We start from the raw sequence: 21,672 nt of genomic DNA, 5'->3' as shown, positions 1-21,672 counted from the left end.
CTGGCCCGGATTCCACACCAGGCAGACCATGCAGCTTTTCATTGCAGCCCAGCACCTGCTGGACAAGACCCGCGCATTCGACTTTCTGGCGCCGCTGGCCCTGCGCCTTTATCTTGCGCCGGTGTTCTGGCTCGCCGGCATGAACAAGGTCAACAACTTCGACGGCACGGTGAACTGGTTCGGCAACCCCGAGTGGGGCCTGGGCCTGCCGTTTCCCTGGTTGATGGCATTTCTGGCCACCGCCACGGAAGTGCTCGGCGCCATTGCCCTGCTGATCGGGCTCGCCGTGCGCTGGCTGGCGATTCCGCTGATGGCGACCATGCTGGTCGCCGCCTTTGCCGTGCACTGGGAGCACGGCTGGCAGACCATCGCCGACCCCATGTTCTGCCTGTTCAACTGCGAGGATGCACAGGAGGCCGCCAAACGCGCCGAGCGCGGCCGCGCCATCCTCAAGGAGCACGGTGATTACGAATGGCTGACCGCGCAGGGCAAGTTCGTGATCCTCAACAACGGCATCCAGATGGCGGCGACCTACTTCATCATGCTGCTGAGCCTGTTCTTCACCGGGGCCGGCCGCTATCTCAGCGTGGACTATTGGGTGGCGCGCGGCGCTGGCCGGCAGGCAGTGTGAGTGGGGCCTACGACCGTGAAAAGAAGAAGGATCCGCCGATTACGCCGATTGCGCAGATTCGGAATGGAAGGTTTGATATCTTCAACCGGACAGGAAAAACCTCGCAAACAATCAGCGTAATCTGCGGATTAATCTTCCTGCGGTGCGCCTCAGCTCCGCCCATGCGAAGTGTTGAAATCGACATCCGGCCCCACCGGCACGATGCCGGTCGGGTTCACCGTGTCGTGGCTTTCGTAGTAGTGCCGCTTGGCATGCTCGAAGTTGCAGGTGTCGGCGATGCCGGGCTGCTGGTAGAGGTCACGGGTGTAGCCCCATAGATTGGGATAGTCGACGATGCGCCGGCGGTTGCACTTGAAGTGGCCGTGGTAGACCAGATCGAAGCGCAGCAGGGTGGGCAGCAGGCGCCAGTCGGCCTCGGTGATAGCGTCGCCGCAGAGGTAGCGCTGGTGCGACAGCCGGTCCTCGAGAAAATCCAGCGTGTCGAACAGCGGTTCCACGGCCTCTTCATAGGCCTGCTGGCTGGTGGCGAAGCCGGACTTGTACACCCCGTTGTTGACGGTGTGGTAGATGCGCTTGTTGAGTTCGTCAATCTCGTCGCGCTTATCCGCCGGACAGTAATCTCCCGGGGTGGCGCCCACGCCGTCGAACGCCGAGTTGAACATGCGGATGATCTCGGCGGATTCGTTGGTGACGATGGCGTTGCGCTGCTTGTCCCAGATCAGCGGCACCGTGCAGCGGCCGGTCATGTCCGGCACGGCGGCCTGGTAGATCTGATGGATGAAATCGGCGTGGTGGATCGGATCCGGAATGACCCCAGGGCCGTCGGCGAAGGTCCAGCCCTTCTCGCCCATGAACCAGTGGGTCACCGACAGGCTGATCATGTCCTCCAGCCCTTTCAGCTTGCGGTAAATCAGGGTGCGGTGCGCCCAGGGGCAGGCCCAGGACACGTACAGGTGATAGCGGCCGGGCTCGGCGGCGAAACCGCCCTCGCCGGACGGGCCGGCGCGGCCATCGGCCGTGATCCAGTTGCGGAATTTCGCTTCATTGCGCTCGAAGCGTCCGCCGGTGGAATCAGTGTCGTACCACTGGTCATGCCAGACGCCGTCAATCAATAAACCCATCGTGTGCTTGCCTTGTTGGAAAGGGATAGAGGCCGGTCGCGCAGCGCAAGACTACTATGGCGCGCCGGTTTGGCAACCGCGGATCGCGCAAGTTCGACCGGGACCGAACCGGCCGGCGCCGGGCCGCTAACTCGTCGGCGGCCGGGTCTCCATCAGGGCCGGACGCTGACCGAGCTCGTCCGCCCAGCGGGCCAGCCCCGGCTGCGCCACCCGCCACTCGATATCGGGAAAACGAAAGTCCAGATAGGCCAGCGCCACTGCAAGCGCGATATCGCCGAGGTCCGGCTGCTCCACCGGCGTGACGCACCCGGCAATCGCGGGCACGGCGCGTTCGATGGCGGCCAGGCGACGATCCAGAATCGGGTCGCTGTCCGGCTGCGGGCGAAAGCGCTTGGTGATCACCAGGTCCACCGCGGCATCGATCAGCACCTTGCCCAGACCCAGTTTGTGGTGGACGGCGGCGGCTGTGGCCGGCGGCATCAGTGCCGGCTCGGGAAACCGGCTTTCCAGAAAACTGGCGATCACCAGGCTGTCGACAATGGTGGTGCCATCGGCCAGCTGCAGGGCCGGCACCTGGGAATAGGGATTGGCCCGGGTCAGCGGGTCGGGGCTGGCCCAGGGGTCGACCCATTCCAGGCTGATCTCGTCGGCGAGCGCCTTTTCCAGGCGGATCACGCGAACCAGGCGGGCAAACGGTGAGGTGGGAGAGACGAACAACTGCATGGCGGGGAACCCGGGTCGGAGCGGTCCCGCAGCGTAACGCTGCGGGCCTTGCCATCGCTAGCTGCCCGCGCGGAGGCTTCGGCTCAGGGCACCCGCTCGTAATCCTGGGGCGGGTCGTAGGTATCCGCCGCCGGCTCGGTCTGCTCGATCGACATCACCCGGCTCTCCGAGTGCAGCCGCAGTTCCGGTCACTCCAGCGTGACTTCCTGCAACACCGGAAAGCCCGGAATCTGCCGGTAGGCCTGCATCCATTCGGACCCCGGCCGCTGGCCGAGATTGACCATCAACCGGCGGAATCCGGCGATATCCACCGGCACCTCGTCGCTGATCCAGACATCGATGGTCATGTCGCCGGCCGCGGCCCCGCCGATCCGGTAGCGCCGGGCCGGCCAGCCCTCGATCTCGCGGACGTCGTCGGTGCGTTCGACATTCACCGCCGCGGGCTCGGCATCCGGCTGATCCGGCAGGGGGATCACGCGGTACTGCTGTGCCAGCCGGTTGACGATGAAGATCTTGCCCAGGTCCAGGCGGGTGATGATGTAGCGGCTGCCGTCATCGCGCATGCTGCGCTGCTCGCCGAACCAGTGCACCGCCTGCGACGGTTCGCCATCGTTAACCGTTTCCTTCACGTGGACGCGGATATCCGCCGCGGCCGAACCGATGCCCAGCAGGAGCAGAAACAGTAACGGCCAGCGCCGCGCGGGACCGGTCATGGTCGGGGGCGGATCACGGCGGCGACAGGCGTCCATGCCGGCAAGCTAGCAACCAGGCCGCACCCCGGCAATGGCGAGTACGCCCCCACTCAGGCCGCCTCGGCCGACGGCACCAGCTTGCGCTGGCGCAGCAGGTCCCCGAAGCGGCGGGCGGTGTCGATCTCGCAACCCCGGCCGTGACGCCGGGCAGCGACCGAATCGTCGCGATTGTCGATCAGCCGGATGTCGTAGATGTAGTTGGGCTCCAGATTGCCGCAGGCACCGACCTCCTCGGCCCGCAGTTCCAGCCGGTAGCGGGCGCGGTCGGCCAGATCAGCCGGCACCGGCCCGGGGGTGCCGGCACTCTGCCCGGACTGATAGGGCACCAGCGCCCAGCCGAGTGCGGCCAGCCGGGTATTCAGACGGCCGGCGAGACCGACATCGGTTTCCGCCACCGCCACCGTATTGGCCGGTGGTGCGGAGCGCTCGGGCAGCGGCGCGGCGCAGCCGGCCAGCAGCAGCGTCAGCGCAGCCATCCATGCGACACTTTGCCTCCGATCCGCCTTCATCCTCACGCTGCCGCCTCGGCGGCCCTCCGGAATGCCTATGCGTTGGTTCATCATCATCGCCCTTTTGTTCCCGCTGGGTGCGATTGCCGCGGACGACGGTCGCGGCATGGAAATCGCCCGCACCGCCGAAGCCCGCTTTGCCGATTATGCCGATCAGCGCGGCGAGGCCACCATGGTGATCCGCACCGCCGGTGGCGACGAGGCCCGCCGCGACCTGCGAGCCCGCAGCCTGGACACCGACAGCGGCAGTCGCAGTCTCACCATCATCGACGCGCCGCCCGATGTGGCGGGCACCGCATTGCTGACCCACTCCCATGATCAACGGCCGGATGAGCAATGGCTTTACCTCCCGGCGCTGTCGCGCGTGAAGCGGATCGCCGCCGGCAACCGCGCCGGGGCCTTCATGGGCAGCGAATTCTCCTACGCCGATTTCACCGCCCAGTCGGTGGACAAGTTCGATGTCACGTTGCTGCGCGAGGACGAACTCGACGGTGAACCAGTCTACGTGCTCGAACGCACGCCGGATAACGCGGACACCGCCGTATACAGCCGGCAGGTGGCCTGGCTGGACCAGACCCATTACCGCACGCTGCGGGTGGAGTACTACAACAAGGCCGGCCAGCATCTGAAGACGCTGACCGCGGACGGCTTCCGCGAATACGCCAACGGCCAGTGGCGCGCCGACGAACTCACCATGACCAACCAGCTTACCGGCGGCACCAGCATTTTGCGCTGGCGCGAGATCGAGTTCGACAACGGATTTACCGAACGGGACTTCAGCGTGGACGCGCTCAAACGCGTCCGCTGACCCGGCCGACTCGCGAAGCCACCCGATGCTCGGCGCCTTCTTCCGTGCGGTAGTCGGCCACCCCTGGCGCGTCATGGTTCTGGCCGTGGCGACCACGCTGGCTGCGGCCACCGGTCTGCCGGGGCTGGGCTTCACCGCCGCCTACGACGCCTATTTCTCGCCGGACAACCCCGAGTGGCGGAACTTCCAGGCCATCGAGGACAAGTTCGACCGCCGCAACAACGTGTTCCTGGCGCTGGCCCCGGCCGACGGCGACGTGTTCACCGCCGACACGCTGGCCGCCGTGCGCGAGCTCACCGACGCGGCCTGGACCCTGCCCTACGCCAGCGGCGTGACCTCGTTGACCAACTTCCACCAGAGCTTTGCCCGCGGCGACGAGCTGGTGGTGGAACCGCTGGTGCCCCCCGGCCAGCTATCCGAAGCGGAACGCGAGGCGACCCGCGACCGGGCGCTGGCCAACGAACGCGTCGCCGGCGGGCTGCTGGCCACGGATGGCGGCGTCACCGGCGTGTCGGTGGTGTTCGACCTGCCGGACGCTCGCAAGGAAGCGGCCTTTCGCGAGGTCACCACCGCCGTCCGCGAGCTGGCCGCACGGCTGGAAGCCGACCACCAGGGCCTGCAGGTCTACCTGACCGGCTCGGTGATGCTCAACCAGGCCATGGTGGATTCGGTGCGCTGGGACCTGACCCACCTGTATCCGCCGTTCTTCCTGCTGATGTTCCTGGTGCTGGCGGTGTTCTTCCGGCGGGCGACCACCACCCTGGCCACCCTCGGGGTGCTGGCGATGTCGGTGACCATCGCCTTCGGTCTCGCGGGCTGGGCCGGGATCGTGCTCAATACCGCCTCGCTGGCCGCGGCCATCATCATCCTCACCCTGGCGATTGCCGATTCCGTGCACGTGCTGGTGGGTTACGCCGGGGCGCTGGCCAGCGGCCGCGACAAACCGGCGGCCATGCGCGAGTCCCTGCGCATCAACGCCCGGCCGGTGCTGCTGACCAGCCTGACCACGGCGCTGGGCTTTCTGGCGATGAACTTCTCGGATTCCCCGCCGTTCCGCGATCTCGGCAACATCGTGGCCACCGGCGTGGTGGCCGCCTGGGGGCTGTCGATCACCTTCCTGCCGGCAGCGATGATGGTACTGCCTGCGCCCCGGTCCGGCGCCGGCCGCGTCAGCGGGCAGTGGCTGGACCGGCTGGCCGGTTTCGTGATCGCCCGGCGCCGGTTACTGATCGTGGCGGGGCTGGTAGTGATTGTAGGTCTGGCATCGGCCATCCCGCTCAACCGATTCGGCGACAACTACGTCGAGTTCTTCGACGAGTCGATCGAGTTCCGCCACGACACCGAGTTCATCAACCGCGAACTCACCGGCATGCAGCTGATCGAGTATCCGCTGACCGCCGGCAGCGACGGGGCGGCCCAGGACCCGGCCTTCCTGCGCCGGGTGGAATCGCTCGCCGAGTGGTTTCGCCAGCAGCCGGAGGTCCGTCGTGTGGTATCGGTCACCGACTTGGTCGAACGACTCAACCAGGCGATGAACGAAGGCGACGCGGCGGCGCATCGCATTCCGGACTCGCGTGCCCTGATTGCCCAGTATCTGCTGGTCTACGAGATGTCCCTGCCCCAGGGCACCGGCATCAACGACCTGATCAGTCTGGACAAGTCGGCGGTGCGGCTGGCCGTGGTGCTCAACCCGATTCCGGATCAGCAAATGCGGGCGCTCGACACCCGCGCCCGCGACTGGATGCGCGCCAACCTGCCTGCCGAGATGGTGACGCCGGGTTCCAGCATTTCGATCATGTTCGCGGCCATCGCCCGGCATAACTTCACCAGCATGCTCACGGGCACGGCGCTGGCCTTTGCCTTCATCGCGCTGGTCATGGCCTGGGCCTTCGGCAGCGTACGGCTCGGCCTGGTCAGCCTGGTGCCCAATCTGGCGCCGTTGGCCATGGGCTTCGGCGTCTGGGGTCTGACGGTCGGCCAGACCGGCCTGGCCACCTCGGTGGTGGCCAGCCTGACCCTGGGCATCGTGGTCGACGACTCCGTTCATCTGCTATCCAAGTACCGGCTGGCGCGGGTGGAAAAGGGCCTGAGTCCGGCGGACGCGGTGCGCGACGCCTTCGCCAACGTGGGCGTAGCCCTGTGCCTGACCTCGCTCGTGCTGATGCTCGGCTTCGTGCTGATGACGCTGTCGGCGTTCACCATGACGGTGCACATGGGCGCGCTAACCGCCATCATCATCGGACTGGCGCTGCTGGCGGATTTCCTGTTCCTGCCGCCACTCCTGCTGGCCGGCGATCGAACGGATGATGCCGGCACGTAACTTGCAGCATTGATTGCCGATTCCGGCAGTCGATCACGCCATGAGCCTCAGTGTCCTTCTCGTCGATGTGCACTCGACGCGCTGCTCCACCCTGCGCGCCGCGCTGGAGGAGGCGGGCTTTCGCGTGGTCGGCGTTCTGGCTGACGACCCAGACCTCTACGAGGCGGTGGCGCGCATGGCACCGGATGCAGTGCTGGTCGACGCCGACTCGCCCTCTCGCGACACCCTCGAGCATCTGGCCATGCTCGGCCAGCGCTACCCCAAACCGATACTGATGCTGTCGCCACGCGATGACCGAACAACCCTCGCGGCGGCGGCCGACGCGGGCGTGAGCAGCTATGTGGTGGAAGGGGTCTCGCCGGCACTGGTGCGCTCGCTGGTGGAAGTGGCGGTGCGTCAGTACCAGGATGTCGAGGCCCTGCGCCGGGAACGCGACGACGCCCGGGCCGATCTCGCCGGGCGCAAGGTCATTGACCGGGCAAAGTCCCTGCTCATGGAGCACCACGGCCTGTCCGAACGTGACGCCTATCGCCGCATTCGCAAGGCGGCAATGGATCGCGGCCTGCCCATGGTGGAAATGGCCCGATCCGTGCTCGAACGGAGTGCGGACTAGCTGCGGCGTGCTGTGTTGCGGTGCAACGACTCGCGTCTTGCCGCGTGGTCGTCAATGCTCGGACCGGCCAAAACCCCCGCCGCCAAACGCGTTCCGTGCCGGGCGAGGGCCGGTGGCATGAACGCTGCTTGAATCAGGGTTAAGCCGCGCGCTGTCCGGATCAGTGCCGATCCACGAAGACAGCGGCGAGGCCAACACAATCTGATTGCGAACAAAGGCGTTCGCCCGATTCCCGCTGACCGCGGGGCCCGGGCGGGCGCCTTTTTTGTTGCCCGGGAGGTTTGGCATGACACGGATGCGGACAAGACACTGGATGATTCTCGGCGCGCTGGTAGCCGGACCGGCCGGCGCCGGCCCGCTAACCGGCGCGATAACCGATGGCCAAGCCTCGCTGCATCTCAACCTGCGCTTCGAACAGGCGGAGCAGCAGGGCCGCGAGGACGCGGATGCCCTCACGCTGAGGCCACGGCTGGGGTACCGCACCGGCAACTGGCAGCACCTCGACGCCTTCGCGGAGTTCGAAGGCGTCTATGCCATCGGCGGCGATGACGGCTACAACAGCGGCCCGTCGTTCCTGAACGCGACCAACGGCAACACCCGCTTCGCTACCATCGCTGACCCCACCGGCGATCAGATGAACCGGGCGTGGCTGCGTTATCGGGGCCTGCCGGCAACCACGCTGAAAATCGGCCGCCAGCGGTTGATCCTCGACAACGCCCGCTTCGTCGGCAACGTCGGCTGGCGTCAGAATGAGCAGACCTTCGATGCCGTCAGCCTGGTCAGCCAGCCGTTGCCGGACCTGACCCTGACCTACGCCTATCTCTGGCGCCAGAACTTCATCTTCTTCAACGACAACCGGATGAAGAGTCACCTGGTCAATGCCCGCTGGCAGGCCCACCCAATGCTGGCGCTCACCGGCTTTGCCTACCTCGTCGATTTCGACCGCGAGGCCAACGGCACGCGGGCACCCGGCGCGCCCGACCACCGCGTGCTGGGGATGCGGGCAACCGGTGCCCTGCATCGGCTGCGCTATGAACTGGCCTATGCCGAGCAGTCCGATTACGGCGAGGCCCCGACGACCGTGGACGCCGATTACTGGCAGGTGCAGCTTTCACTGCCCGGGCTGCCCGTCACCCCGACCCTCGGCTACGAGGTCCTCGGCGGCGACGGCACCTACGGTTTCCGGTTTCCACTGGCCACCAACCACGCCTTCCAGGGCTGGGCCGATGTCTTTATCGCCACGCCGCCGGACGGGGTGGTGGACCGCTACATGAAGCTCTCGGCCGACGCAGGGCCGGTCCGACTGACTGCCGCCTTCCACGACTTGCGGGCCGATCACGGCCACACCGATTACGGCCGGGAGATCGATGTCTCCGTGGCCGCCTCGGTGACCGAGCATCTTGGCCTGCTGGTCAAGTTTGCCGATTACCGGGCCGAGGGGTTTGCGGCGGATACCCGTCGTCTCTGGCTGCAGGCCACCTTCGCGTTCGAGTGAGTGCTGCCATTGCCCGGCATTGGTGCGACGCCCCCGGCAAACGAGCCACCCTGGTGCGGATCACGCCGCGAGCGCGCCGATCATCACCATTGTAGATTCGGCACAGGCTATTGATTATCAATAAGTAACGTACTTTTTGTCAGCGGTTGGCACGGTCGCTGCAAATCCACCGGCAAGCGCCAATGCCGGCGGGTCAATGACGATCCGCATGCCGGCACCGGCGACACAAGCAGATCGCTCAGGGCAAAGACGCCCGCGTTTCGACCACACCGGTCGGGGCGCGGGCGTTTTTTGTTTGGGCCAGGAAAAACGCCATGAAGACCAGAATGACCGCAATGCAACGGAGCCGGCCATGAGCCGCCCGTTCCAGGATTCCCGCCGACGGCTGCTGGCCGGGGGCGCGGGCGCCGCGATGGCCGCCGCCACCGGCCTGGCCAGCGCCGGTCGGGGCAACGGCCAGCGCGCGTCGAACAAGACCGATCTGACGCTCGGCTTCATTCCGCTGACGGATTGCGCCCCGCTGGTGATCGCGGCCGAACGCGGCTTCTTCGCCGAGCAGGGGCTGGCCGTGACGCTGTCCCGCGAGCCGTCCTGGGCGGCCATCCGCGATAAGGTGGCAGTCGGCGCCCTGGACGGTGCCCACATGCTGGCGGCGATGCCGATTGCCGCCAGCCAGGGCGTGGGCGGCTTTCACCAGCCGATGGTCACGGCGCTGTCGCTCAACCTGAACGGCAACGCGATTACCGTCTCCGCCGAGTTGTATCAGCGGATGCAGGCGGCCGATCCCGAGGCCATGGCCACGCGGCCGGTGTCGGCCCGCGCCCTCAAGCGGGTGATCGAGGCGGATCAGGCCGAGGGGCTGGCGCCGCTGACCTTTGCCAGCGTCTATCCGGTGTCGTCGCACAACTATCAGTTGCGCTACTGGCTGGCGGCCGGCGGCATCGACCCGGAACGCGACGTCCGCCTGATCGTGATCGACCCACCGCGCATGGTGGCCAACCTCGCGGCCGGCCGCATCGCCGGCTATTGCGTGGGCGAACCCTGGAACCAGGTCGCGGTGGCCCGGGGCGTCGGGCATGCCGTGATCACCGGCTACGAACTCTGGAACAACGCACCCGAGAAGGTGCTCGGCGTGACGCAGGACTGGGCCGAGGCCAATCCGGACACCCACCGCGCGCTGCTGCGGGCCCTGATCACCGCCTGCGCCTGGCTGGATGTGCCGGGCAACCGGGCCGAGGCGGCCCAGATTCTGGCCGGGCCGGCGTATGTGGATGCCGATCCCGCCCTGCTGCGCCGGGCCCTGTCGGGCGGCTTCCAGTACCACCCCGGTTCGCAGCCCGAGGCACTGCCCGACTTCAACGTGTTCCACCGCTACGCGGCCAATTTCCCCTGGCGCTCGCACGCGGCCTGGTTCATCACCCAGATGCTGCGCTGGGGCCAGCTGCCACACGCCATCGACATCCGTCGGGCCGCGGCCGAGGTCTACCGGCCGGACATTTACCGCACCGTGGCCGCCGAACTGAACATCCCGGCGCCGGCCACCGATGAGAGGCCCACCGGCGATCACGCCCAGTCCTGGACGCTGGGCACCGCCGACGGCGCCCTGGCCATGGGGCCGGACCGTTTCATAGACGGCCGGGTGTTCGACCCTGACCGGCCGGTGGCCTATCTCGAATCCTTCGAGCGCCATGCGCTGGCCGCGGCACCGGCCGACCTGCGCCGGCTCAACCCCGAAACCCACGCCTGAGGCAAGACCTGCAAGGACGACCCATGGAACTCGCCAACAAAGCCACTCGCATCCGCCTGTTCGATTTCAAGTCGATCCAGATGCGCACCTTCCACATGACCTGGCTGGCCTTTCACCTGTGTTTCTTCGGCTGGTTCGGCATCGCCCCGCTGATGGCGGTGGTGCGAGAGGATCTGGATCTGGACAAGTCGATGGTGGGTTCGACCATCATCGCCTCGGTAGCCATCACCGTGCTGGTCCGGCTGATCATCGGGCCGCTGTGCGACAAGTTCGGCCCGCGCCGTACCTACACCTGGCTGCTGGTGCTGGGCTCGCTGCCGGTGATGGCGATCGGCTTCGCCGACTCCTTCGAGACCTTCCTGATGGGGCGGCTGGCGATCGGCGCCATTGGCGCCTCGTTCGTGATCACCCAGTACCACACGTCGGTGATGTTCGGCCCCAACGTGGTGGGCACGGCCAATGCCACCACCGCCGGCTGGGGCAATCTCGGCGGCGGCACCACCCAGATCGTGATGCCGCTGATCTTCACCGCCATCGTCAGTCTCGGCGTGTCGGAAACGCTGGGCTGGCGGCTGGCCATGGTGGTGCCCGGCATGGTGCTGTTCGCCACCGGCATCGCCTACTGGTTCGTCACCCGGGACGCGCCGGACGGCGACTATCGGGAACTGCGCGAGCAGGGCCTGATCCCGCCGGCGAAGAACGAACGCGGGGGCTGGGGCACATTCAAGACGGCCGCCGCCGACTACCGGGTGTGGGCCTTGTTCATCGTCTACGCGGCCTGTTTCGGGGTGGAGCTGACGATCAACAATGTCGCGGCCATCTACTTCTTCGACGAATTCGAGCTGGACCTGAAGACCGCCGGGCTGATCGCGGGCCTGTTCGGGCTGATGAACCTCTTCGCCCGCACGCTCGGCGGCTTCTTCTCGGACCTGTTCGCCCGCTACCGCGGCCTGCGCGGCCGGGTGCAGTTCCTGTTCCTGGCGCTGCTGGTCGAGGGCTTCGCGCTGATCCTGTTCTCGCAGATGACAGTGCTGGCGCTGGCCATCGCCTCGATGATCCTGTTCAGCCTGTTCGTGCAGATGTCCGAGGGCGCCACCTTCGGCCTTGTGCCGTTCATGCACAAGAAGGCGCTGGGCGCCGTGGCGGGCATCGTCGGCGCCGGCGGTAACGCCGGCGCGGTGGCGGCCGGCTTCCTGTTCAAGAGCGAATCCCTCAGCTACGGCCAGGGCCTGCTGTTCCTCGGCTGCGCCGTGGTGGTCTGTTCCTTCTCCGCGCTGGCCGTGCGTTTTTCGCCGGCGGTGCAGGCCGAGGAGGACGCTGCCCTCCGCGAGGCCATGGCCGAACGCAAGCGCGACGACGATGTGGCGGACGCCGAGCCCAGTCCGGCGTGACGCGAATCACCCCTCTCCCCCACACCGGAGAGAGGGGAAAAGACAGCGGCAACGAATTGACAACGAAACTTCGGAGACGACCCATGGCAGACAAACTGCCCGAGCAGAAACAGGACCTGGTGGTGATCGGCAACGGCATGGCCGGCATGCGCACCGTCGAGGACCTGCTCAAGATCCGCGCCGACGATTTCAACATCACGGTGTTCGGCGCCGAGCCCTACGGCAACTACAACCGCATCATGCTCTCGCCGCTGCTGGCCGGGGAAAAGCAGCTCGACGAGATCATGATCAACTCGCGCGAGTGGTACGACGACAACGGCATCACGCTGCACAGCGGCGATCCGGTGGAAGCCATCGACCGCAAGCGCCGGATCGTGCATGCCCGCAGCGGCACCGAAGTCCCCTACGACCGGCTGCTGCTGGCCACCGGCTCCAACCCGTTCGTGATCCCGGTGCCCGGTAACGACCTGGACGGCGTGATCACCTTCCGCGACGTGGACGACGTCAACGGCATGCTGGATGCCTCGAAAAGCCAACGGAAGGCGGTGGTGATCGGCGGCGGCCTGCTCGGTCTGGAAGCCGCCAACGGGCTGATGAAGCAGGGCATGGAGGTCACTGTCGTGCATCTCATGGATGCACTGATGGAGCGTCAGCTGGACGCCCCGGCGGCGAAGATGCTGCAGGCCTCACTGGAGGCGCGCGGCCTGTCCTTCCGCATGGAGGCCAAGACCGAGGCCATTCTTGGCCGGAAACGGGTCGAGGGCGTGCGCTTCGCCGGCGGCGACCAGATCAAGGCCGACCTGGTGGTGATGGCGGTGGGCATCAAGCCGAACATTGAACTGGCCCGGTCCGCCGGCCTGCACTGCGAGCGCGGCGTGATCGTCAACGACACCATGCAGACCTACGACCCGCGCGTGTACGCGGTGGGCGAATGCGTACAGCACCGCAACGCCACCTACGGGCTGGTCGCCCCGCTGTGGGAACAGGCGAAGGTCTGCGCCACGCATCTGGCCCAGGTCGGCAGCGGCCGCTACGAGGGATCCGTAACCTCGACCAAACTCAAGGTTACCGGCATCGACCTGTTCTCGGCCGGGGATTTCGTTGGCGACGAGAACACCGAGGACGTCGTGTTCCAGGATCCTCGCCGCGGGGTGTACAAGCGCATCGTGCTGCGCGACAACAAGGTGGCCGGGGCGGTGCTCTACGGCGACACCGGCGACGGTGGCTGGTACTTCCAGCTGATGAAGGACGGCACCGACGTATCCGAATTCCGTGACCGGCTGGTGTTCGGGCGGGCCTACGCCGAAGGCGGCGACCCGGCAAATGACGCCGGCGTGGCCGATCTGCCCGACGACACCCAGATCTGCGACTGCAACGGCGTGTGCAAGGGCGACATCGTGGCCGCCATCGGCGAGCACGATCTGAAAAGCGTTGCCGCGGTCGGCAAGCAGACCAAGGCCGGCACCTCCTGCGGCGCCTGTCAGGACGCGGTCGCCCAGCTGGTGGAAGCGACTCTCGGCGAGGGCCTGGAAGCGGCACCGGACAAGATCACCGTCTGCGAGTGCACCGACCTGTCCCACGACGAGGTGCGCGCCGCCATCGTCGACCGGCATCTGACCACCACCGCGGCGGTGCGCGAAGCGCTGGACTGGCGCGAACCCGACGGCTGCCACAAGTGCCGGCCGGCGCTGAACTACTACTGCGTGGCCAGCTGGCCCGGCGAGGCCGAGCACGAGGACGCTTCCCGCTTCATCAACGAACGGGCCCACGCCAACATCCAGAAGGACGGCACCTATTCGGTGGTCCCACGCATGTTCGGCGGCGTGACCAACCCGCGCGAGTTGCGGGCGATTGCCGACGTGGCCGAGAAGTACGACATCCCCACGGTGAAGGTCACCGGCGGCCAGCGCATCGACATGCTCGGGGCGAAGAAGCAGGACCTGCCGGCGATCTGGCGCGACCTGCGCGAACAGGGCGGGCTGGTCTCCGGCCACGCCTACGCCAAGGCCCTGCGTACGGTGAAGACCTGCGTGGGCAAGGAGTGGTGCCGCTTCGGGGTGCAGGATTCCACCACGCTGGGGGTGGAGCTGGAGCACCTGACCTGGGGCTCGTTCATGCCCCACAAGTTCAAGATGGCGGTGTCCGGCTGCCCCCGCAACTGCGCCGAGGCCTCGATCAAGGACTTCGGCATCGTCTGCCTGGAGTCCGGCTACGAACTGCAGGTGGGCGGCAACGGCGGCACCAAACTGCGCGGCGCCGACGTGCTCTGCCGGGTCAAGACCCCGGAGGAAGCCAAGGAGTATAGCCTGGCCTTCATCCAGCTCTATCGCGAGGAAGGCCATTACTTTGAGCGCACGGCCCCCTACATCGAGCGGGTGGGTCTGGACCACGTCAAGGCACGCGTGGTCGATGACGCGGAAAACCGCAAGGCCCTGGCCGAGCGCTTCACCCATTCCCAGCAATTCGCCCAGACCGACCCCTGGGAGGAGCGCTCGGCGCAGGGCGTCAACCGCGAGCACTACATCCCGCTCAAGGAGGTGAGCTGATGGCGGCCATCATGGCCGACGCCGAGTGGATCGAGATCGGCCGGCTGGAGGACATCCCCCCGCTGGGCGCCCGCACGGTGGGCATGCCCGACGGCGACATCGCCGTGTTCCGGACCAGCGCCGACGAGGTATTTGCCCTGAAGGACGCCTGCCCGCATCGCGGCGGACCGCTGTCCCAGGGCATCGTCCACGGCCGCAAGGTCACCTGCCCGCTGCACAACTGGTGCATCGGCCTGGCCGACGGCGCCGCCTGCGAACCGGACGAGGGCCACACCACCCGGTACTCCGTCGAGAATCGCGACGGCGCGCTGTTCCTGTGCCTTGTGCCTGAAGAATGAACTTGTCCGCGGATTCCATAGATTGCGCAGTTCGGCGTGCCAGTTCGCCGGCTGCCCCGCCGCATCCCGGTCGTGGAATCTGCGCAATCTGCCGATCACCCTTCGATGAATGACCCTGTCAGGACAACCTGCCCCTACTGCGGCGTTGGTTGCGGTGTGCGTGCGGCGGTCGATGCCAACGGCGCCGTGAGCATTGCCGGTGACGATGGCCATCCGGCCAATGCCGGCCGCCTGTGCTCCAAAGGCGCTACACTCGGCGACACCGTGGGCCTGGATGGGCGTCTGCTGCACCCCGAAGTCTGTGGCGAACGCGCTGACTGGGACACGGCGCTGGACACCGTGGCCGACGGCTTTCGCGACGTGATCAACCGGCACGGCCCCGAGGCCGTCGCTTTCTACGTCTCCGGCCAGCTGCTCACCGAGGATTACTACGTCGCCAACAAGCTGATGAAGGGCTTCATCGGCGGCGGCAACATCGACACCAATTCGCGGCTGTGCATGTCCTCCGCAGTGGCCGGCCATATGCGCGCCTTCGGTGAGGACGTGGTCCCCGGCTGCTACGCGGATGTGGATGACGCCGACCTGATCGTGCTTGTGGGCTCCAATACCGCCTGGTGCCACCCCATCGTCTACCGCCGGATCGAGGCGGCGCGCGCGGCGCGGCCCGATCTGAAGCTGGTGGTGATCGACCCCCGCCGGACCACCACCGCCGAGGACGCCGATCTGCACCTGCCGGTGGCGCCGGGGCAGGACGTGGCCCTGTTCAACGGTCTGCTGGCCCACCTGGAAGCCGGCGGCCACATCGACAGCAGCTTCGTGGATGCCCACACCGAAGGCGCGTTCGCAGCCCTGGCCGAGGCAAGGCGCGGCGGCGCGATCGCCGAACTGGCGCGGACCACCGGCATCGCCGAGCACGATCTGGCTCGCTTCTTCGACTGGTTTGCCAGCACTGAACGGACGGTCACCATGTTCTCGCAGGGTGTGAACCAGTCCAGCGCCGGCACCGACAAGGTCAACGCCATCATCAACTGCCATCTGCTCACCGGCCGCATCGGCCGGCCGGGCACGGGGCCGTTCTCGATCACCGGTCAGCCCAACGCCATGGGCGGACGCGAGGTCGGCGGCCTGGCCAACACCCTGGCGGCGCATCGCGACTTCGACGCTGTCGATTCGGTGGGCGCATTCTGGCGAGCCCCGCAGATCGCCCGCGCACCGGGGCTCAAGGCGGTCGACATGTTCGAGGCCATCGGCGAGGGCCGGATCAAGGCCGTCTGGATCATGGCCACCAACCCAGTGGTTTCGCTGCCCAACGCGGACGGGCTACGTGCTGCGTTGGAGACATGCGACCTGGTGGTGGTCTCCGACTGCGAGGGGGCCACCGATACCCTGACCTGCGCCGATATCAAGCTGCCCGCGACCGGCTGGGGCGAAAAGGACGGCACCGTCACCAACTCGGAACGCTGCATCTCCCGTCAGCGTCCGTTCCTGCCGGCACCGGGCGAGGCAAAACCGGACTGGTGGATCATCGGCGAGGTCGCCCGCCGGCTCGGGCACGGCGATGCCTTCGACTACCGATCGCCCCACGACATATTTGTCGAGCATGCGGCCCTGTCGGCGCATGACAATGACGGGCGCTACGCCTTCGATATCGGCGGGTTGGCAAACTTGACGCGGGCGGAATACGACGCGCTGGAACCGCTGCAGTGGCCCGTCCTGGAAGTCATCCCCTCTCCCCCGTGGGCGGGGGAGAGGGCCAGGGAGAGGGGGTGGCCCGATACGCTGCCATCGCCCCCCTCTCCTCAATCCTCTCCCCCCGTTGTCGGGGGGAGAGGAAGTGCGCTTTCCGGCACCCGGCGCTTGTTCACCGACGGCGTGTTTCCCACCGAAACCGGCCGCGCCCGCTTCGTCGCCATCACCCCGCGGGGCCCGGCCCACGCTCCGGACGCCGACCACCCGCTGGTGCTGAATACCGGCCGGGTGCGCGACCACTGGCACACCATGACCCGCACCGGCCGCTCGGCGCGGCTGTCAGCCCACGTGGACGAACCGTTTGCCGCCGTTCACCCGCAGGACGCCCAGGTTTTCGGCCTCGGCGACGGGGCGCTGGCGCGACTCGAGACCGAGTGGGGACATATGCTCGCGCGGGTCCGGGTCGACGAAGGTCAGGCCCGCGGCAGCGTGTTCGTGCCCATGCACTGGAATGCGCAGACCGCGGCCGCCGGGCGGGTGGGTGCGCTGGTCAACCCGGTGGTGGATCCGGTGTCCGGCGAACCGGAGTTCAAGCACACGCCGCTGCGCCTCCGCGAGTTCGCCGCCCGCTGGCACGGCTTTCTGCTGACCCGGACGCGCCCCGCGCTGACTGGGGAAACGGATCTGGACTACTGGGTACTGGTCCGCGGCGAACACTTCTGGCGCGCCGAACTGGCCGCCGGCGAAGCGGTGGGCGACTGGGCCAAGCGGGCGCGCCGGCTGCTGGGCGCCACCAGTCCCGATGCCGACTGGCTGGAGTTCCGCGACGAGCGGGCCGGCGCTTACCGCGGCGCACTACTGGTGGACGAGCGACTGGAAGCCTGCCTGTTCGTGGCCCCCGAACCGCCGGGTCTGCCGGCACGCCACTGGCTGGGTGGCCTTTTCGCACAGGACGAGTTATCCGACGCGGACCGCATGGCCCTGCTCGCGGGCGGCCCGGTCGAGTCCGGCGGCGATACCGGTCCGCCGGTGTGCAGTTGTTTCGGCGTCAGCCGCGGCGCCATCGAGACGGCGATTCAGGATCAGGGACTGACTACACCGGCGGCCATCGGCGACGCGCTGGGCGCGGGCACCAACTGCGGCTCCTGCCTTCCGGACCTGCGCCGGTTGATCGACATCCACGCCACTACTACGGACGATGATGCTAACGAGACGAACCCAGTTGCCGCGCAAGCGCATTGACCAGCGGCTTCATGAAGTAGCTGGATTCGGGCATCAGGTCCACGCGGACCCCACGTTCGGTCAGCGCATCGCGGATGATCGGCCCCACCGCCGCCACCATGGTCGCCGCCAGCCCGGCGCGCAGGCGCTCCTCGCACTCGCGCCGGCCGGCCACCTGGAACAGGCGGCGCACCTGCGGCGAACTGGTGAAGGCGATGGCGTCGACACCGCCGTCGGCCAGGGTGTCGATCAGCGCAGCTACCTGTTCGTCCTCGGCATCGTCGGCGTAGACATACGGGGCCACGGTGGACACTGCGGCCCCGGCCCCGCGCAACCAGCCCACCAGCTTGTCGTTGGGATCGGTGCCGTAGAGCTGCACGCCGACGCGTCGGCCGGTGAGGTCCTCGGCGGCCAGGGTCTCGATCACCCCGTCGGTGGTCGGCGCCGCGGCGGTCAGGGTCGGGCGCAGATCGAGATCGCGCAGGGCCCGCGCCGGTTTGGGGCCGCGGGTAAGCGTGCGCACCTCGGCCAGCCGCGCCACGAAACGATCACGCAGACCCCCGCCGGCGCGCTCGGCAAAACCCAGCAGGCGCCGCAGTCCCTCGCCGGTCAGCAGAATCAGATCGTCGCAACCCCCGTCGGCGAACTCGCGCAGCCAGGCCTCGACCGGCGCGGCATCGGGCGCGTCGTGGATGGCCACCAGCGGCGCCCGCAGCACGGTTGCGCCGCGGCGTTCCAGCATGTCGGCGAACAGGTCCAGCGCGCGCGATTCCGGCACCGCGATGCGGCGGCCGGCCAGGGCGTCGGCGAGTTCGGTGGGATCAGTATCGGTCATGGCGGGAGCATCCGGGTAAAGGCGTCGGGCGAATCGCCATTGTCGCCAACCCTCGGCCTGCCGTCATGCCGGGGGCAACGACCATGATCACCGCGCACCTGTTTCAGGCGCCGCGTCAGGCGGGCGAGGATGCCATCCATCGCCTGACGCGCTGGTGGCAGGCCCGCCGCCGACGCGCCGGTGAAGTCTGGCTGGTCGGGGCCGGCCCCGGCGATCCCGGCCTGCTCACGGTCAACGCGGTAAGGGCGCTCAAACGCGCCCAGGTAGTGCTGCATGACAGCCTGATCGCGCCCGACGTGCTGGCGCTGGCCCCGCGCCGGGCCAGACGCATCCATGTCGGCAAGCGTTGCGGCAACCACCGCACCCGCCAGGCCGTGATCCATCGCCTGATGCGGCGTTATGCCGTGGCCGGCTACCGTGTGGTGCGACTCAAGGGCGGCGACCCGTTCGTGTTCGGCCGCGGCGGCGAGGAAGCGCAGGCGATGGCCAGTGCCGGCATTGCCTGCGAGGTGATTCCCGGCATCACCGCCGCCACCGGTTGTGCCGCCTATGCCGGCATTCCGCTCACTCACCGCGACTACGCCCACAGCGTGCAGTTCGTCACCGCCCGTTTTGGCCGCGAAGGCGACGAACCCGACTGGTCCGCCCTGGCCCGGCCGGGCCACACGCTCGTGTTCTACATGGGCGGCCGGCGACTGGGCCTGCTCGCCCGTCGTCTGCTGCGCAACGGTCGCGGTGTCGACTGTCCGGTGGCCGTCATCCGCGACGGCACCAAACTTAACCAGACGGTGCGGCTGACCACCCTGGGCGGATTGCTCACCGAACCGCCGGAACAGACCAATGCCGGCGCCATCCTGACCATCGTCGGCGAGGTCGTCGCGCTGCACCCGCGCTGGCAAACGGCACCCGGGATCCCGGCCAACGCAACGGCGGCCTGACCATGGGCAGTGCGTTGCAGGCGGCCTGGCATTATCGTGTCCACTCATGCCGCCTCACGATCCCGATCTCCCTTTCATCCGGCCGGTCGAGCCCGCCGACCTCGACGCCATCGTGGCGCTGGAACGACGCTGCTTCGACCGGGACACCCAGACGCGGCGCAGCCTGCGTTATCTGCTGACCCGGGCCAACGCAATTAACCTCGCCGCCGAATGCGACGGCCGGCTGACAGGCTATCTCACGCTGCTCCTGCGGCGCGGGGCGCAGGCGGCGCGGGTTTATTCGATTGCGGTGGACCCGGCGGCGCGCGGGCGGGGGCTGGCGGGGCAGCTGCTCCACGCGGCAGAGGCACATGCCACCCGGCGCGACTGCAATCGCATGGTCTGCGAGGTACGGGCATCCAACCAGACCTCGCTGGCGCTGTTCACCAGTCACGGCTATCAACGCAAACGCGATCTGCCGGCGTATTATCCCGGCGGCGAGGACGGCGTGCGTCTGGAAAAGCGATTGACCTGATGGCGGAAGCGATTCTGGTGGTGGAAAGCCCGCGCGACTGGCGGGCGGCGGAGAGCCCCGCGCGGGTGGTGGCCGCCGACGATTACCTGACCGACCCGGCCTACGCCACCGGCGCGTTCCACGTCATCAACCTGTGCCGCAGCGTGCGCTACCAGAGCACCGGCTATTACTGTTCGCTGCTGGCCGAGGCCCGTGGCCACCGCGTGATTCCCTCGGTGGCCACCATTCAGGACCTGTCCCGCAAGGCCCTGTACGGCTACGAAATACCGGCACTGTCCGCGCTGCTCGACAAACTGCCGGTGGACCGGCGCGTCGCGCTTCCCCGGCAATTGCACATCCTGTTCGGCCAGACCACGGTGCCCGGATTCGAGGAGCTGGCCCGCCAGGCCTTCGGGGCCTTCCCGGCGCCGCTGCTGGAACTCGAGATCAGCAGCGACCGGCGGCTGGCGGTGACCGCCCTGCGATCGCTGGCGCCGCGGGCATTGACCGACGGGGAACATGAAGACCTGCCGACCGCGCTGTCCGCCTACATGGCCCGGGGAAGGCGCAGCCGGCGGCGCCGGGATTTCCGTTTCGACGTGGCCATTCTGGTCGACCCGGCCGAGGCGCAGCCGCCGTCCGACCGCGGCGCACTGCGGCGGTTCGCCAGCGTCGGCCGCGAACTGGGGCTGGATGTGGAATTCATCGGCGCGCGCGATTTTGGCCGTCTGGCCGAGTTCGACGCCCTGTTCATCCGCGAGACCACGCGCCTGGGTCATCACACCTACCGCTTCGCCCGCCGCGCCGAGCAACTGGGGCTGGTGGTGATCGACGACCCGCGATCCATCCTGCGCTGTACCAACAAGGTGTATCTGGCCGAACTGCTCGCCGCCAACCGGATTCCGGCCCCGCGCACGGCCATCTTCGGCGAACGCGAGATCACCCGCCTGCCGGACATGCTGGGCTTTCCGATGGTGCTCAAGGCGCCGGAGGGGGCATTCTCGAAAGGCGTATTCAAGGTGGACAACACCGGCGAGCTGGCCAAGCGCGCGGCGGAACTGCTGGACGAGTCGGAACTGGCCCTGGCCCAGGAATTCGTGCCCACGGAGTTCGACTGGCGGGTCGGGGTGCTGAATCGCCAGGCCCTGTACGTCTGCCAGTACGAAATGGCCGCCGCCCACTGGCAGATCGTCAAGCACGAAAGTGACGGCAAGTTCCAGGAGGGCGGATTCCGCACCCTGGGGGTGGAGGCGGCCCCGGCCGACGTCGTCCGCACCGCCGTGAAGGCAGCCAATCTGATCGGCGACGGGCTCTACGGCGTGGATCTCAAGCAGACCGCCCAGGGCCTGCGGTTGATCGAGATCAACGACAATCCCAGCATCGACCGGGACGTGGAAGACGCGGTGCTCGGCAACGAGCTCTACCGCCGCATCATGGCCGAGTTCCTTCGACGGCTGGAAAGCCGGGGGCAACGCCGGCGACCCACGCCCTGACAACGCGCT

18 protein-coding genes are annotated in these 21,672 nt (G+C 67.7%); 13 read left to right on the top strand and 5 right to left on the bottom strand.

The features are described 5' to 3' along the window. Positions 1–28 precede the first annotated feature (28 nt). Positions 29–631 carry an HvfX family Cu-binding RiPP maturation protein gene (locus tag RM531_RS01150; protein ID WP_311656657.1) on the top strand — a complete coding sequence of 201 codons (603 nt, stop codon included), beginning with the start codon at positions 29–31 and terminating at the stop codon, positions 629–631. Between the two features lie 149 nt (positions 632–780). Here RM531_RS01150 and RM531_RS01145 read toward each other — a convergent pair whose 3' ends face one another. The 4 genes from RM531_RS01145 to RM531_RS01130 form a co-directional block, all read right to left on the bottom strand. Continuing rightward, positions 781–1,752 (bottom strand): glutathione S-transferase family protein, encoded by a 972-nt coding sequence (locus tag RM531_RS01145; RefSeq protein WP_311656655.1) that lies wholly within the window; start codon positions 1,750–1,752, stop codon positions 781–783. Between the two features lie 126 nt (positions 1,753–1,878). After that, the gene (locus tag RM531_RS01140; RefSeq protein ID WP_311656652.1) at positions 1,879–2,475 is read right to left on the bottom strand and encodes a glutathione S-transferase N-terminal domain-containing protein; all 597 of its coding nucleotides are present in this window, start codon (positions 2,473–2,475) and stop codon (positions 1,879–1,881) included. 188 nt (positions 2,476–2,663) lie between these two features. Beyond that, entirely contained in the window at positions 2,664–3,188 is a 525-nt protein-coding gene (locus tag RM531_RS01135; protein ID WP_311656651.1) for a hypothetical protein, read from the bottom strand. Positions 3,189–3,277: 89 nt separating this feature from the next. Beyond that, a complete protein-coding gene (locus RM531_RS01130; RefSeq protein WP_311656650.1) occupies positions 3,278–3,703 on the bottom strand; it encodes a hypothetical protein in 426 nt (141 codons plus the stop codon). A gap of 70 nt (positions 3,704–3,773) precedes the next feature. Here RM531_RS01130 and RM531_RS01125 point away from each other — a divergent pair, with 70 nt between their 5' ends. From RM531_RS01125 to RM531_RS01085, 9 genes are all read left to right on the top strand, one after another. Beyond that, positions 3,774–4,544, top strand: coding sequence for an outer membrane lipoprotein-sorting protein (locus RM531_RS01125; protein ID WP_311656649.1), 771 nt, complete (start codon positions 3,774–3,776; stop codon positions 4,542–4,544). 25 nt (positions 4,545–4,569) lie between these two features. Next, on the top strand, positions 4,570–6,864 hold the full coding sequence (locus tag RM531_RS01120; RefSeq protein WP_311656647.1) for an efflux RND transporter permease subunit: 2,295 nt from the start codon (positions 4,570–4,572) through the stop codon (positions 6,862–6,864). Positions 6,865–6,904: 40 nt separating this feature from the next. After that, positions 6,905–7,477: an ANTAR domain-containing response regulator gene (locus RM531_RS01115; RefSeq protein ID WP_311656645.1), complete on the top strand. Its 573-nt coding sequence runs from the start codon at positions 6,905–6,907 to the stop codon at positions 7,475–7,477. A 286-nt stretch (positions 7,478–7,763) separates the two neighbouring features. After that, positions 7,764–8,972: an alginate export family protein gene (locus RM531_RS01110; protein ID WP_311656643.1), complete on the top strand. Its 1,209-nt coding sequence runs from the start codon at positions 7,764–7,766 to the stop codon at positions 8,970–8,972. A gap of 352 nt (positions 8,973–9,324) precedes the next feature. After that, positions 9,325–10,719, top strand: coding sequence for a CmpA/NrtA family ABC transporter substrate-binding protein (locus RM531_RS01105; protein WP_311656642.1), 1,395 nt, complete (start codon positions 9,325–9,327; stop codon positions 10,717–10,719). Between the two features lie 23 nt (positions 10,720–10,742). Beyond that, on the top strand, positions 10,743–12,110 hold the full coding sequence (locus RM531_RS01100) for an MFS transporter (RefSeq protein WP_311656641.1): 1,368 nt from the start codon (positions 10,743–10,745) through the stop codon (positions 12,108–12,110). 83 nt (positions 12,111–12,193) lie between these two features. After that, positions 12,194–14,656 (top strand): nitrite reductase large subunit NirB, encoded by a 2,463-nt coding sequence (gene nirB / locus RM531_RS01095; RefSeq protein WP_311656640.1) that lies wholly within the window; start codon positions 12,194–12,196, stop codon positions 14,654–14,656. Continuing rightward, the gene (gene nirD / locus RM531_RS01090) at positions 14,656–14,994 is read left to right on the top strand and encodes a nitrite reductase small subunit NirD (protein WP_311656638.1); all 339 of its coding nucleotides are present in this window, start codon (positions 14,656–14,658) and stop codon (positions 14,992–14,994) included. Before nirB ends, nirD begins: the two co-directional genes overlap by 1 nt. Positions 14,995–15,099: 105 nt before the next feature. Continuing rightward, positions 15,100–17,925, top strand: a complete 2,826-nt coding sequence (locus RM531_RS01085; RefSeq protein ID WP_311656636.1) for a molybdopterin-dependent oxidoreductase — start codon at positions 15,100–15,102, stop codon at positions 17,923–17,925. On the opposite strand, the gene RM531_RS01080 is transcribed toward RM531_RS01085, so the two are convergent. Then, positions 17,888–18,739: a uroporphyrinogen-III synthase gene (locus tag RM531_RS01080; RefSeq protein WP_311656635.1), complete on the bottom strand. Its 852-nt coding sequence runs from the start codon at positions 18,737–18,739 to the stop codon at positions 17,888–17,890. The two genes, RM531_RS01085 and RM531_RS01080, sit on opposite strands and share 38 nt — an antisense overlap. A gap of 83 nt (positions 18,740–18,822) precedes the next feature. Between RM531_RS01080 and cobA the strand changes: the two genes are divergently transcribed. The 3 genes from cobA to RM531_RS01065 are packed head-to-tail and all read left to right on the top strand — an operon-like array spanning position 18,823 to position 21,663. Then, on the top strand, positions 18,823–19,677 hold the full coding sequence (gene cobA / locus RM531_RS01075; RefSeq protein WP_311656633.1) for a uroporphyrinogen-III C-methyltransferase: 855 nt from the start codon (positions 18,823–18,825) through the stop codon (positions 19,675–19,677). Between the two features lie 46 nt (positions 19,678–19,723). After that, on the top strand, positions 19,724–20,191 hold the full coding sequence (locus RM531_RS01070) for a GNAT family N-acetyltransferase (RefSeq protein ID WP_311656631.1): 468 nt from the start codon (positions 19,724–19,726) through the stop codon (positions 20,189–20,191). After that, positions 20,191–21,663, top strand: a complete 1,473-nt coding sequence (locus RM531_RS01065; RefSeq protein ID WP_311656629.1) for a RimK family ATP-grasp domain-containing protein — start codon at positions 20,191–20,193, stop codon at positions 21,661–21,663. The genes RM531_RS01070 and RM531_RS01065 overlap by 1 nt, the downstream gene beginning before the upstream one ends. Positions 21,664–21,672: the final 9 nt, after the last annotated feature.

The sequence above is a fragment of the Spectribacter acetivorans genome (assembly GCF_031846305.1).
GTDB classification, from domain to species: domain Bacteria; phylum Pseudomonadota; class Gammaproteobacteria; order Nevskiales; family Salinisphaeraceae; genus Spectribacter; species Spectribacter acetivorans.
This window is presented reverse-complemented; position numbering and strand designations above follow the sequence as displayed.